Origin of the sequence: Paenibacillus dendrobii, assembly GCF_009807035.1 — a bacterium.
Taxonomy (GTDB): Bacteria; Bacillota; Bacilli; order Paenibacillales; family Paenibacillaceae; genus Paenibacillus_AQ; species Paenibacillus_AQ dendrobii.
The window spans coordinates 383,199-396,375 of the sequence record NZ_WUBI01000004.1 but is presented as its reverse complement, the minus strand read 5'-3'; the positions used below and the strand labels follow the sequence as shown (position 1 = coordinate 396,375).

The 13,177-nt window shown below is 51.0% G+C and carries 9 protein-coding genes; 5 read left to right on the top strand and 4 right to left on the bottom strand.

The genetic code is table 11. The annotated features are described in order from the left end of the window. Positions 1–289: 289 nt before the first annotated feature. Genes GRF59_RS23055 through GRF59_RS23045 form a run of 3 tightly spaced genes read left to right on the top strand, consistent with a single transcriptional unit; the run spans position 290 to position 3,696 of the window. Positions 290–1,267, top strand: a complete 978-nt coding sequence (locus tag GRF59_RS23055; protein WP_160500060.1) for a glycoside hydrolase family 113 — start codon at positions 290–292, stop codon at positions 1,265–1,267. Then, positions 1,264–2,463, top strand: a complete 1,200-nt coding sequence (locus GRF59_RS23050; RefSeq protein ID WP_160500059.1) for an AGE family epimerase/isomerase — start codon at positions 1,264–1,266, stop codon at positions 2,461–2,463. Before GRF59_RS23055 ends, GRF59_RS23050 begins: the two co-directional genes overlap by 4 nt. Positions 2,464–2,517: 54 nt before the next feature. Beyond that, on the top strand, positions 2,518–3,696 hold the full coding sequence (locus GRF59_RS23045; protein WP_160500058.1) for a glycoside hydrolase family 130 protein: 1,179 nt from the start codon (positions 2,518–2,520) through the stop codon (positions 3,694–3,696). A gap of 108 nt (positions 3,697–3,804) precedes the next feature. Here the strand turns inward: GRF59_RS23045 and allC are convergent, their stop codons facing one another. Beyond that, positions 3,805–5,019, bottom strand: a complete 1,215-nt coding sequence (gene allC / locus GRF59_RS23040; RefSeq protein ID WP_160500057.1) for an allantoate deiminase — start codon at positions 5,017–5,019, stop codon at positions 3,805–3,807. 275 nt (positions 5,020–5,294) lie between these two features. On the opposite strand from allC, the gene GRF59_RS23035 reads away from it, so the two are divergent. Both GRF59_RS23035 and ade read left to right on the top strand, forming a co-directional pair. Continuing rightward, positions 5,295–6,617: an NCS2 family permease gene (locus tag GRF59_RS23035; RefSeq protein ID WP_160500056.1), complete on the top strand. Its 1,323-nt coding sequence runs from the start codon at positions 5,295–5,297 to the stop codon at positions 6,615–6,617. Between the two features lie 24 nt (positions 6,618–6,641). Further along, complete coding sequence (gene ade, locus GRF59_RS23030) at positions 6,642–8,414, top strand: adenine deaminase (RefSeq protein ID WP_160500055.1); 1,773 nt, start codon at positions 6,642–6,644, stop codon at positions 8,412–8,414. 161 nt (positions 8,415–8,575) lie between these two features. On the opposite strand, the gene GRF59_RS23025 is transcribed toward ade, so the two are convergent. From GRF59_RS23025 to GRF59_RS23015, 3 genes are all read right to left on the bottom strand, one after another. Further along, positions 8,576–9,655: a LacI family DNA-binding transcriptional regulator gene (locus GRF59_RS23025; RefSeq protein ID WP_160500054.1), complete on the bottom strand. Its 1,080-nt coding sequence runs from the start codon at positions 9,653–9,655 to the stop codon at positions 8,576–8,578. An 88-nt stretch (positions 9,656–9,743) separates the two neighbouring features. Beyond that, a complete protein-coding gene (locus tag GRF59_RS23020; RefSeq protein WP_160500053.1) occupies positions 9,744–11,042 on the bottom strand; it encodes an ABC transporter substrate-binding protein in 1,299 nt (432 codons plus the stop codon). Next, positions 11,039–12,946, bottom strand: coding sequence for a sensor histidine kinase (locus GRF59_RS23015; RefSeq protein WP_160500052.1), 1,908 nt, complete (start codon positions 12,944–12,946; stop codon positions 11,039–11,041). Before GRF59_RS23015 ends, GRF59_RS23020 begins: the two co-directional genes overlap by 4 nt. Positions 12,947–13,177: the final 231 nt, after the last annotated feature.

The following is a 13,177-nucleotide window of genomic DNA, read 5'->3' as shown; positions in this document are numbered from 1 at the left end:
AGAGCATGTAAACCGCTTAAAAAATGGTCTGTATTTTTATTTATAGTCTTCAATTGACATGTATAACAAAATAATAACTTTATTTAATATAGCGATTTCAATACATAGACACTCACTAATTTGGAATTAAATAGTCTGTATTTTCAGTTTACGCGTATCTATTAAAGCGCTTTCTAGTTAATTACATGAGAAAGGTTGCTATATTTACGGATTCGTATTATAAAAAAGGTATCTCGTTATGATAACAAAATCGCGTTTATGATAACATGAGGAAGAAGGGGTATATCACATGCAATCAAAGCAACTGCCCGAATATGTCGCCGGGATGACCTGGGGCTGGACAGGCATTCGCGGAACCTGGAACATACCGGAGGCGGTTCATTCCATGCAGGAGATGAAGAATGCTCTGGGCGTAAACTGGACAGCCATTGCACTGGGGGCTCTCCAGGATACAGCCCAATCTACGGAGATTCACCTCGGGGAACAGCCTACTGTAACGGATGCGGAAGTAAGATGGGCAATTCAGGAAGCCCGTTCACTGGGTCTTCATGTCTGCCTCAAGCCGGTGGTAAACTGCGCGGATGGCACATGGCGCGCCCATATTAACTTCTTTGATATGGATGTACCGTGTGAGCCAAAATGGTCCGATTGGTTTGCATCCTATACCCGCTTTATCCTCCACTACGCCGAGATTGCCGAAGAAACCGGCTGCGAGATGCTGTGCATCGGCTGCGAAATGGTTCAGACGGACCGCCGGGAGCTGGAATGGCGTCAGCTCATCCGGGAAGTACGAAAGGTATACTCCGGCCTGGTGACTTACAACTGCGATAAGTACCAGGAAAACCAGGTTCAATGGTGGGATGCTGTCGATATCATCTCATCGAGCGGCTACTATCCAATCGATAGCTGGGAAGAACAGCTGGACCGGATTGGACCGCTCGTGAAACTGCACGGCAAGCCCTTCTTCTTCATGGAGGCAGGCTGTCCAAGCCGCACCGGTTCGAGTCAAATTCCGAATGATTGGGGACTTGCCGGAGAACCCAGCGAGGAAGAACAGGCTCGGTATTATAACCAAATGTTCCAAAGCTGCGGACAACGAGACTGGATTTCCGGATTCATGCTGTGGGATTGGCCAGCTTCTCTCTATGAACCGGGGCTGGCCGCAGCGAATGATGACTACTGTCCTTATGCCAAAAAGGCCGAACACGTCATCCGCTCCTATTACGAAACCAAAATACAGCAAACGGAAAGGAGAGAAGCCCCATGAATCTCCTGGCGCAGGCCGAAACGTGGAAATCCGAGCTGGAAAAGGAGCTGCATGAGCATATTCTCGGCTTTTGGATGAAGTATGCCCTGGATGAGAAGCATGGCGGATTTCTCGGAGAAATCGCGACGGATTTAACGGTGAGAGACGATGCGGACAAAAGCCTGGTACTGAACGCCCGTATTTTATGGACATTTGCAGCCGCCTACCGGCTGTACGGAAACGAAACTTACCTGCAGCCAGCCACACGTGCTTATCAATATATTCTCCGTCATTTCGTCGACCGGGAGTACGGTGGTCTGTTCTGGATGCTTCACGCGGACGGAAGCGTGTCTAATGACAAAAAGCAGGTATATGGTCAAGCCTTCGCCATTTATGCGCTATCCGAGTATTATCGGGCAGTGCAGCAGGAGGAAGCACTGGATCTGGCCATCCACCTGTTTCGCCTGCTGGAAGAGTACAGCTATGATTCCGAGCACAAAGGGTACCTTGAGGCTCTATCGCGCAGTTGGCAGCAGACCGGCGATTTCAGTCTGAGCGATAAGGATCTGAACGAAAAAAAGTCGATGAACACCCATCTGCATGTGCTGGAGGCGTATACCAATCTATACCGCGTATGGCCTGATCCAAGGCTCCATCATCAGCTGACCGAGCTCATTGAAGTAACTCTGAATCATATCGTTCATCCGGATCAAAGTCATTTCCTCCTGTTCTTCGATGAGACATGGGTGGCAAAGTCCGATCATATATCCTACGGACATGACATTGAGGGCAGCTGGCTTATGGCCGAGGCCGCGGAAGTACTCGGAGATGAAGAATTACTAAGCCGCGTCAAGCAGACAGCCGTATCCATGGCAGAGCATGCGCTGGCCCGGGGCGTTGATCAAGACGGCGGCATGGTGAACGAGGCCAATGCCAGCGGATACATCGATACCCGTAAAGACTGGTGGCCGCAGGCTGAAGCCATGGTCGGTTTCTATAATGCGTATCAGCTGACAGGCGACATTAAATTCCGCGAGGCTTCCCTCCGCTCCTGGCAGTTCATTGGGCAGAGCATCATCGATCATGAGTATGGGGAATGGTTCTGGAACGCCGACCGCAAAGGCCGGCCAAACCGGGATCAGCCGAAGGTCAGTGCCTGGAAATGCCCTTATCATAATGGCCGGGCCTGCATGGAAATGATTGAACGTCTTAGTTAATTGAATTGGAATGAATATTCTCCTATTATCCTAACTTTGAGAGGAAGAAGCGCAATGAACGGAATTTTCGAAGAACGCAAGAAACAGCTGACAGAACGTTATGAGGCACTAATCGCCCGTCCCAATCCAAAATCGCCTGATGGCAACGGCATTTACGACCGTTACAAATATCCGGTTTTGACCGCCGAGCATGCCCCGCTGATCTGGAAATATGATTTCTCCGCAGCGACCAATCCCTATTTCATGGAGCGGATAGGCGTAAATGGCGTGTTCAACCCTGGTGCGATCGAGCTTGGCGGCAAATTTTACTTGATGGCCCGGGTAGAGGGCGTTGACCGCAAATCCTTTTTTGCGGTAGCAGAGAGCGATAACGGCGTAGATGGCTTCCGCTTCTGGGATCGTCCCGTCGTGATGCCGGAGACCGAGAATCCGGACATTAACGTGTACGATATGCGTCTCGTGCAACATGAGGACGGCTATATTTACGGCTTATTCTGCACGGAGCGCAAGGACCCGGATGCCCCCCGCGGTGATCTGTCCAGCGCTGTCGCCCAGTGCGGCATTGCCCGTACGAAGGACCTGATCAACTGGGAGCGCCTGGCCGATTTGAAGACGAGCTCGCCGCAGCAGCGCAACGTTGTGCTGCATCCGGAATTCGTGGACGGCAAATACGCATTTTATACCCGTCCGCAAGATGGATTCATTGATACAGGCTCAGGCGGCGGCATCGGTTGGGGCTTGTCGGAGTCGATTGAACAGGCCGTTATCGAGCACGAGATCATCATCGATGAGCGGTACTACCACACCATCAAGGAAGTGAAGAACGGACAGGGACCCGCTCCGATCAAAACCGAAAAGGGTTGGCTGCACATCGCGCACGGCGTACGCAACACTGCTGCAGGGCTGCGTTACGTGCTGTATGCCTTCCTGTCTGACTTGAATGAGCCTTACCGCGTTACCCATGCCCCAGGAGGTCACTTCATTGCGCCAGAGGGCGAGGAGCGTGTCGGCGACGTGTCCAACGTGGTCTTCTGCAACGGCGTCATTGCCCGTGACAATGGGGAGGTCTATATCTACTATGCATCCTCGGATACACGGGTACATGTGGCAACAACGACCGTGGGGCAGCTGCTCGACTATGTGATGAATACACCGGAAGATCCTCTTCGTTCCTACGCTTGTGTTCAGCAGCGTCTGGAGCTGGTTGAACGCAATCTGCAAGTTGCGAAATAAAGCTCCACTGCACAAAAAAAGGCAGACCGATGGAATTCTCCATCAGGTCTGCCTTTTTCCGGCTTGTCTCTATTCAGGGATTCACGTACGCAACACTTGAGTTCCGGGTTAGTACGCAAGCTTATACAGCAAGTCCGTGAGCACGCGAACGCCATCTTCCAGTTGCTGCGGCTCTGTATATTCCAGAGGGGAGTGACTGATGCCGCCTCGGCTGGGTACGAATACCATCGCCGTACGGCAATACGAGGCGAATATCTGAGCGTCATGTCCTGCTCCGCTTGGCATCCGGCGGTAGGACAGCTCCTGCTGTTGACAAATATCCTCAATTGCATCCGTCAGTGCCGAATCCATGGCAATTGGCGCAACGTTCATCCATCGTTCGATCCCCACTTCCCGGCCTTGCTGCGTAGCAATTGAACGAACGGTATCCACCAATTGCTGGCAAGCGCCATCCAGAACGCTTCCATCGGGATGGCGAACATCAATGGTGAAGTTCACTTGTCCCGGAATGACGTTGGGCGTGTTCGGTATTAGCTCCATCTGTCCTACGGTCGCGACCAGCGGAGCACCCATCTCTTCCGTCTTGTTCATGATGGCAATGACCATCTCGCTTGCGGTCCGAATAGCATCCTTCCGGTAAACCATCGGCGTTGTACCTGCGTGATTGGCTTCTCCTTGAACCCGAACCGTGTAACGCTGCAGACCCACAATCTGCTCCACAATGCCGATCGACTGCTGCTCCTGCTCCAGAATTGCCCCCTGCTCCACATGAAGCTCGATAAAGGTCTCAATGTCCTCGCGTAGACCCCGCCCGTGAGTTCCCGGACCGAATCCGGCCTCTTCCATCGCTGTCATGAACGGTATCCCCTTCTGATCCCGTGCTTGTTCGATATCTTGATACGTCGCGGCTCCGGTCATGAAAGTTGAACCCCAATAATTGTAAGGGAAACGACTGCCCTCTTCTTCACAAAAAGCCACCACTTCAATGCTCTTCTTCGGCGCGCCGTAACGCTCGCGAAGACGCGACAATGCTGTGATTCCGGCCACTATGCCATACGCTCCGTCGTATTTACCCCCACGCTGTACCGTGTCGACATGTGAACCTGTTAAAATACACGAACAATCGGCATCGGTTCCTTGCAGACGTCCACACAGATTCCCCGCATCGTCAAAATAAGCCTGCAGGCCAAGCGATTCCATTTTAGCCGCCAATGCTTCCTGCGCCTCCTTCCATGAAGGCGTATATAAAAGACGGGTTACCCCGCCATCCGAGTCTGAACCTATAGTACCTAACCACTGAATAAGTTCTTCTGTCATCTGCATATCTGCTTAGCTCCAATCTTTTTCTGGCGCGCCAGATTTCCTGTAAAATCATCCTCACTTCTATACACCATATCACTGCCGCGAGCAAATTTCTATGGATAATCCGGGTTCAATCTTCTCTTGCCTCAGCATTTACGATTTCTGTAAATACGAACATTCATGTTTGTTTATTTATACAAAGTTCGCTTTTGGCTTTGACGGTTTCGAAAAGTACATGTTATAGTTACAGGGCACAATAACGTAAACACAAGACGAAAAGGAGTCCTCTAGCAATCATGAACAACACGAATTCATCCTGGTTAGATCGTTTCTTTAAGCTCAGCCAGCACCAAACGAATGTCAAGACTGAGATTATCGCGGGTCTTACTACCTTCGTTACGATGGCTTACATCATCGTGGTTCAACCTGACCTCATGAAAGCCGCAGGCATGGATCAAGGTGCCGTTATGGTTACCGTACTGATTGCATCCGGCCTCTTCAGCATCATTATGGGGCTTTATGCCAAACGCCCTTTCGCGGTAGCGCCAGGTATGGGTGGAAACGCGTTTTTTGCCTATAGTATTGTAGCGGCTGGACTGGCTACTTGGCAGCAAGGCCTCGGCATGATTTTCATCTCAGGCGTGCTCTTCCTACTGCTTACGTTCCTGGGATTACGCGAGACGATATCCCACATTATTCCGAAAAATATCAAACATGCCATTGGGGCGGCCGTCGGATTGTTCATCATCGGTACCGGCTTTTCGAACGCCAAACTCATTGTTCAAAATAAAACCGGCACATTAACGCTGGGCAGCCTGCATTCGCCAACGGTGCTGCTGTCCGTCATCGGACTGGTTATCATCATCGGGCTCATGGCCCGCAAATTGAAAGCTGCTGTATTCATTGGTATCCTTATTACATCGATCATCGGTATTCCAATGGGTATCACCAAGCTTCCGCATTCTTTTGCCGATCTATTCTCACTGCCGCCTAACCCGTCGTCCATTATGTTCCAGGCTGACATTCCAGGCGCACTGAAGCTTGCGTTCTTCCCACTATTGTTCACCTTCTTTACGGGCGAATTCTTCTCTACGATGGGTACAGTCCTTGGCGTAGGCGCAAAGGCGAATTTGTTAGATAAAGAAGGCAACCTGCCCGATATCAAGAAACCATTTATCGTTGACGGCGTTGCGACAGTGGGCGGTGCGCTTATGGGGCAAACCACCATTACCACGTACATTGAATCGGCCAGTGGTGTTGAAGCTGGTGGACGTACAGGCCTTACGGCTGTCACCACCGGGATCGTATTCCTGCTTGCTCTTTTCATTACGCCGATCATTCTGTTAATTCCAAGTGCGGCAACGGCGCCTGCACTAATTGTTATCGGCTTGTCCATGCTGGCAACGCTGAAGAATATTAATATGGACGAATGGGAAGAATCCCTTCCGGCGCTGCTTACCGTTATTGCTGCCGGGCTTACGTTCAGCTTGGCTAACGGGATTGTATTCGGCATCTTGTCTTATGTCATCATCAAAGTATTTATGGGTAAATTCCGCGACATCCATATCGGACTGTGGATACTCTGCATTCCGCTCGTTTACTACCTCTGGTTAAAATAATCTGGAATAAGGAGATCGATCAACATGAACCGCAAACTTATTGCCGCAGCACGCGGCGATCATCCATTAGATCTGGCTATTAATAATATCCAGTTGGTCAACGTATTCACCGGAGAAATTTATCCGGCAGCTATCGGCATCGTAGATGGTACCATCGTCCACGTCACCGCACCCGGTGAAACCGAGCTTGAAGCACTGAAAACCATTGACGGACAAGGCAAATTCGCCGTGCCGGGACTTATCGACACGCATTTGCACATTGAGAGCAGCATGTTGACACCGGCTCATTACGCTGAGACCGTGCTGCCTCACGGAACTACACTGATCGTCACCGATCCGCATGAGATTGGAAACATTCTCGGCGAAGAAGGCGTTCGCTACATGGTCGAAGCCAGCAAGGTGCTTGATCTGCGCGTCATGACGCTGGCACCTTCCTGTGTACCGTCCGCGCCGGCCGTTGAAACCGCTGGTGCCGAATTCACGCCTGAGGTCATTGAACGCATGCTGACCTGGGATGGAATCGACGGCATTGCCGAAGTGATGAACTATCATGGGGTCATCCACGAAGACCCGCGCATGATGGGCATCCTTGAAGCGAATGAACGCGCTGGCAAGATCCCACAAGGACATGCACCAACCGTGGTTGGGCGCGAATTGTCCGCTTATCTCGTGGCAGGTCCCGATTCCGACCATGAATGCCGTACGATGGAAGAAGCGATTGCGAAGCTTCGTGCCGGCATGATCGTGGATATCCGTGAAAGCTCCTTCTCCCTCAATATGGCGGAAGTAGCCAAAGCCATCGTCGGCAAAGGTTATCTCCCTAACGTAACCCTGTGTACGGATGACGTTCTGGCTTCCGATCTGATCGAACGCGGGCATATCAACCATGTGGTAGTACGCGCCATCGAGGAAGGCATTCCGGCTGTAGATGCGATCCGTTACGCAACACTGAATGCTGCCAACCGCTTGAACCGCAAGGATATCGGAGCCATTGCACCGGGACGTCTCGCGGATATCGTGCTCGTCGATGCACTCGAATCCATGAATGTATCCGACGTATTTATCGGAGGCAAGACCATCGTTGCGGAAGGCAAGCTGACAGAGCGCCAGCAGCATCTGGAGCCTCCGCAGGAATATCTGCAAACCGTTCATTTGCCTGAAATCCATGAAGAGGATCTGCATCTCCATGTCGAAGATGCCCATGCTTCTGAGGCACGTGTTCGTGTGATCGAATATGATTTTGCGCCAGGTCTGCCAACGGGATTCATTGAAACCGTACTTCCGGTAAAAGACGGACAGCTTGTTCCGGAAAGCTATGATGGGCACAAGGGACCGCTGAACCGCGTGGCCGTCTGGCACCGTCATGGACTGAACGACAACAAGGCACTCGGATTGCTCGCAGGTTTCGGCATCATCGCGGGTGCCGTGGCAACCACCGTTGCCCATGACAGCCATCATCTGACCGTGCTCGGCGTGAATACGGAAGATATGGTTATCGCAGCCAATGAGCTTCGCAAACGTCATGGCGGCATGATTGCCGTCAAGGACGGTAAAGTGATTGCATTCCTGTCGCTTCCACTCGCGGGAATCATGAGCCTGGAAGAAGGCGAAACCTTTGCTCCGAAGATCAAGGAATTCATCGATATCATCCAGGCTGAGATCATGCCGGGCAAAAACCCGATCCACCGCATGATCGTCGTCACGCTTCCGGTCATCCCGCAAGCGAAGATCACAGACCTGGGTCTGGTGGATGTAGATAAGCAGCAGCTTGTTCCGCTGATCATCGAAACGAAATAAGAATATAACCCCTGCTTAATTGCAGGACAATAATAATGCACCCCTGATTCCAGGGGTGCATTTTCTTTATTCTCTGAGACAGCAGCTCTTCAGAGAATAAAGGCCGCGTCATGCTCCGTTTGTTCCGGTCGTCATCCTTACCGCTAAGCTTAGCTTCTTCGTTACTCTGCCGATGACTGGCTTCCCGCAGCTGCTGCCGTCGAGTCGCGATAGACAACATCACCGGCTAACAGAATCTTTTCCATGGGCTCCGTCCCCTTCTCAATCCGCTCCAGCAGCTTCTGAACCGCCCGGCGTCCCATAGCCTCCTTCGGCACATGCACCGTGGTCAGACGTGAACCGCCCGGCGGTGAATCTTCAATATTATCGAATCCGGACACGGACACCTCCGCCGGCACTTTAACACCGAGTTCCTGCAATACCCGCATAGCTGTCACAGCAATGGAATCATTAGCGCACACCATAGCCGTCGGCAAGGATTTGGCCTTCAGTTTACGCGATACCCAGCTTCTGAACTCTCCTTCAATGTCGCCTTGCTCCAGTTCCTGCAGCTGCAGCATCAGCCCTTCTTGAACGCCCGCCATCAATCCGTGCTCCTCCAGCGTGCTGCGAAATCCGATGTGACGGTCACGGAAGCTCCGCGAAAAACGATCGTTGCCGATAAATTGCAGCCGCTTATGACCGATTCCGATGAGATGGTTTGTCAATCGCGCCATGGCATCCATATTATTCACGAAGATGGTATCCGAAGGGATGAGCGGATCTTCCATGTCGACCAGAACAATCGGCAATCCCATCCGGTGAACTTCCAGCAGAAGGGGCGTTGAGATTTGGCCTACTCCGATCAGCCCGAGAATCCCGTCCGGATTCAGGATGTTTACGAAATTATCCACACTTTGCTCGGAAATAATGACCATACCCAGGCCCAAGTCCTCCAGAGAGCTCGATATTCCTTCGACAATTTTGCCCCAGTAGAGCGAGTCCTTGGTCTGAAAGCGTATATTCGGCATCAATACGATGACGGATTGCTTCCCGCCCGTCAAGCCTTGCGGCCGCTCCGTTTTTACGGTTCTCATGTAAGCATTCTTCTGCGAAAAATAGCCTAGCTGGGAGGCGGCCTGTATGACCCGCTCCTTGGTCATTTCGTTCACGCCGCCTTTGCCGGACAGCGCTTTGGATACAACAAATTTGGACACGCCCAGATGGTCGGCAATTTGCTGCATCGTTATCTTTTTAGCCATTTCTTTCTCCACCTCAATTGACAATGATTCATATGAATTCTCTTATTACAGCATTCGCCTATTCGAACGGATTCAAGCCTCCGTGTATTTAAATCTTAGAAATCCTTCTGGCCTGCTTCCATCTGCGGTTCAGCTCCTCAAAAGCTTTGCCCAGATCGGGAGAGGCAATCAGCTCCTGAATATAACCGCCTGACCAGAAAGAAATCCCTGCCTTATTCGCCAGTTCAATGAACTCGTCCGTCTGCTGCTTGTTCTCAACAAGCTCAGGTTTATAGGACAGAAATTCCTGAAACTGCGGCAACGTCGTCTTCTGGGTGTTATCTACCGGTAAAAAGCCGGAGTCGTTCACATACCCTGATTCCTTGACATAAAATTCGATCCAAGCTCGCGCGAGCTCTTTATGGGTGCTAAATTTGCTTACTCCGATGAACCAGTCGGGAGTCAGAGGCGAGTAATGCTGCGTATTATTATCGTACGGAAACGGAAATAGACCGATATCTTTGGGATCTGCCCCGGCATCGATAACCTGCTGGATCGCCCAGTTGCCCAGAAAATACATAGCCGCTTCGCCGGAGGCGATTTTGCTCTTGGAAATTTCCCAACTATTCGAAAATAAATGATCCTCCACGTAACCCCGGTTAATCAGGGTTTTGGCGATGCCAACGGCTTGTCCCCAGGGATTATCCAGCTGAAAAGGCTCGTCTTCATTCACCATGTTATTCAGCGCATCCGCAGATCCCGTCATGTAGTTCACCATGTTCTCCCCCCACTGCTGAAGAGGCCACTTGGCTCCGTAATTCATGTACAGCGGAATTGTACCCGCCGCTTTCAGCTTGGCACAAGCTTCATAAAAAGCATCTAACGTCTGTGGAACCCCGTTGATTCCGGCCTTGGCAAAGGCCTTCTTATTGTAGACGATCCCAATCGTGCTGCTCCCTGTAGCAATACCATACCGCACACCATTATACGCTTTAAAGTCCGGAAAACGGACGTGCTCGAACATCGACGCTTCCAGCGGTTCGAAATAGCTGGGCAAATCCTTATTGGCAATGCTGACCGGAAGTAAAAGCACGTCACCGATGTCCCTCGTTGACAATCGTGCCATAACGTCATTGGTATAGTCGGTAATGCCTTCAAACTCTACTTTGGCACCGGGATACTTCAGCTCAAAACGCTTGGCATACTTCTCCAGCGTGCCATTTTCGATCAGATCAACCCGATTTGTCATGACATGGATGGTTCCGCTCATCAGTACGTCCGCTTGTGGTCCATTTTTCGCCTGTTCAGCGATCGGGTCCGGCAGTGCCTTTTCTCTGCACCCTCCCGCGGCTGGCAGAGACAGAAGCAGTATACCGATAAGCAGCCAGCGGTTCCAAATTCTTCTCAATGGCTATTCCCCCCATGATCTTCCGGGCTGCCTTTAAGCATGACCGGCTTGGTTTCCGGCGGCAGCTCAATGACAACCTCCGTTCCAGCCCCTTCGCGGCTAAATACTTTCATCCCATAGGCACTGCCATACCGTAATCGGATTCGCTCATGCACATTTCGTAGGCCAATCCCCCCGTTGCCTTCCCTCCGCCGGGCAGAAGCAGCCTGGAGCGACTGATTCAGCGCCTCCAGCGTTTCCTCATCCATACCGCATCCGTCATCCCGGATGGTCATTCGGGTCACCCGTGGCGTTACTTCCGCTTCCATCCATATATTCATTGTAAGCTTGAGATCGTCCAATCCGTGATAAACGGCGTTCTCCACAATCGGCTGGAACAGCAGACGGATGATGGCGTACTTCATCAAAGGCTCAGGGATATCCAGATGAAGTTCGAACCGGTTCGGATAGCGGTAATTCAGCAGCTGCACATAGTGAATGACATGCTCAATTTCGTCGCGCAAAGGAACCTCGTCATGTATCTTGCCGCCAATGCTGTAACGCAGCATTTTGCCAAGAATGGAAATCATGTCGGCTGCGTCCGTATCATCATTAAGTTCAGCGGTCATCCGGATCGTCTCGAGCGTGTTATAGACAAAATGCGGGTTAATCTGGCTTTGCAGCGCCTGCATCTCGGCTTCCTTCTTCTGGCTCTCGATCTGGTAAATATCATCGATCAAATGCTGAATACGGCTAAGCATGCGATTGAACTGGTTCCCCAGCTGCCCAATCTCGTCGCGGTGCTTCACTTTGAATTTGACACTTAGGTCTCCCGCCTGCACCCGCCGCATCAGCTCAACCATTTTCTTCATCGGCTTCGTAAAAGCAAACGACAAAAAAATGGAAGCAAGGAGTGCGACGCCTATGATAAACAATGTGGCCAACAGCGTCACATTCCGAGTCACATCCGCTTCCTTCGTGAGCTCCTTGACCGGAATCCGAATAATGACCTTCCACTTCGTTAGCGGTGATGTGGAGTAAATATACAACTGGCGTTTGCCGTCCACCGTATCGTAGAAACTGCCGCTACTCCCTTTTGCCTTAAGCACCACCGGGTTGCTGGACGCATTGGTCGCCAGCATTTTACGGCCGCTGTCGTAAATCACATCCCCCTGCTCATCAATGATGAGCGAGGTTCCCCGGGTAACCTTATCGAGCTCCACTACCTGATCCTCGATCACGCTGATATTCGCGTCTACCGCGATCAGTCCGATGGGACTGAGCGAACGGTCCAGGATTTTGCGAACAATCGTGAAAGCGTAACGGGTACTTTTCAGATTGCTGCGGTATTCCTGTGTGCTGAACAGAAGCGCTTCACCGTGCGTGGTCGCCACCTTGTCCTGCCAGAGCTCGTAGCTGTCCGTTATATCCAGCCGTACGGCGCCGTCCTTGCTGGAATAGTACCCGTTACCGTATTGATCGAAGATATAGACCGAATTAGCGCCTCTTTTAATATTGTTTATAAAAGCAATGTTTCCCTCAATCCCTCGCTGGATGGATAGCTGCAGATCAAAATCATTCGGGAACGTATTGCTGCCATCCTTCCCCACAACCATCTGCCTCTGCTCATGGTATTGATTGGAACGCACAAGATTGAGCTTGATATCATCAATATAGGCAGGGATGGACGAAATCCGTTTCATATCCTCGATGTAATCGTCCACCCTCTCCATCATCTGACCGATCATATTGCGTGAATAGAGAACCGTATTTTCCTGAATCGAGCGTGAATAGCTGTTATACGAAATCAGGCTGATGACGGACAGCGGAAGAATAATGATGATAATAAATACCAGCAGCAACCGCCGCTTCATGCTCATGTCGCTCAGCCGCCAGCGTGCGTTCAGTCTCCGGTTCTCCTTCATCTTGAGGACTCTCCTTGTGGTTCGGTTATGATATCGCTCATGATTTTGTTAGCTTATTTGAATGTCAACATTATAACAAATTTGTATCGGGTATTATATAACCGTTCTTGGCATTTGATTGCCATATGGAGGCACTGGAGGATTGACAGGACAAACCACCCTCGTATACATTTGTATACAATAAACAAAACGTATTCATTTGTATACACATAGAAGGAGTGAAGATATGAG

Coding starts and splice junctions, on each gene's coding strand:
- GRF59_RS23055 (WP_160500060.1), top strand. CDS start 290: ATGCAATCAAAGCAACTGCCCGAATATGTCGCCGGGATGACCTGGGGC.
- GRF59_RS23050 (WP_160500059.1), top strand. CDS start 1,264: ATGAATCTCCTGGCGCAGGCCGAAACGTGGAAATCCGAGCTGGAAAAG.
- GRF59_RS23035 (WP_160500056.1), top strand. CDS start 5,295: ATGAACAACACGAATTCATCCTGGTTAGATCGTTTCTTTAAGCTCAGC.
- allC (WP_160500057.1), bottom strand. CDS start 5,019: ATGCAGATGACAGAAGAACTTATTCAGTGGTTAGGTACTATAGGTTCA.
- GRF59_RS23015 (WP_160500052.1), bottom strand. CDS start 12,946: ATGAAGGAGAACCGGAGACTGAACGCACGCTGGCGGCTGAGCGACATG.
- GRF59_RS23025 (WP_160500054.1), bottom strand. CDS start 9,655: ATGGCTAAAAAGATAACGATGCAGCAAATTGCCGACCATCTGGGCGTG.
- ade (WP_160500055.1), top strand. CDS start 6,642: ATGAACCGCAAACTTATTGCCGCAGCACGCGGCGATCATCCATTAGAT.
- GRF59_RS23045 (WP_160500058.1), top strand. CDS start 2,518: ATGAACGGAATTTTCGAAGAACGCAAGAAACAGCTGACAGAACGTTAT.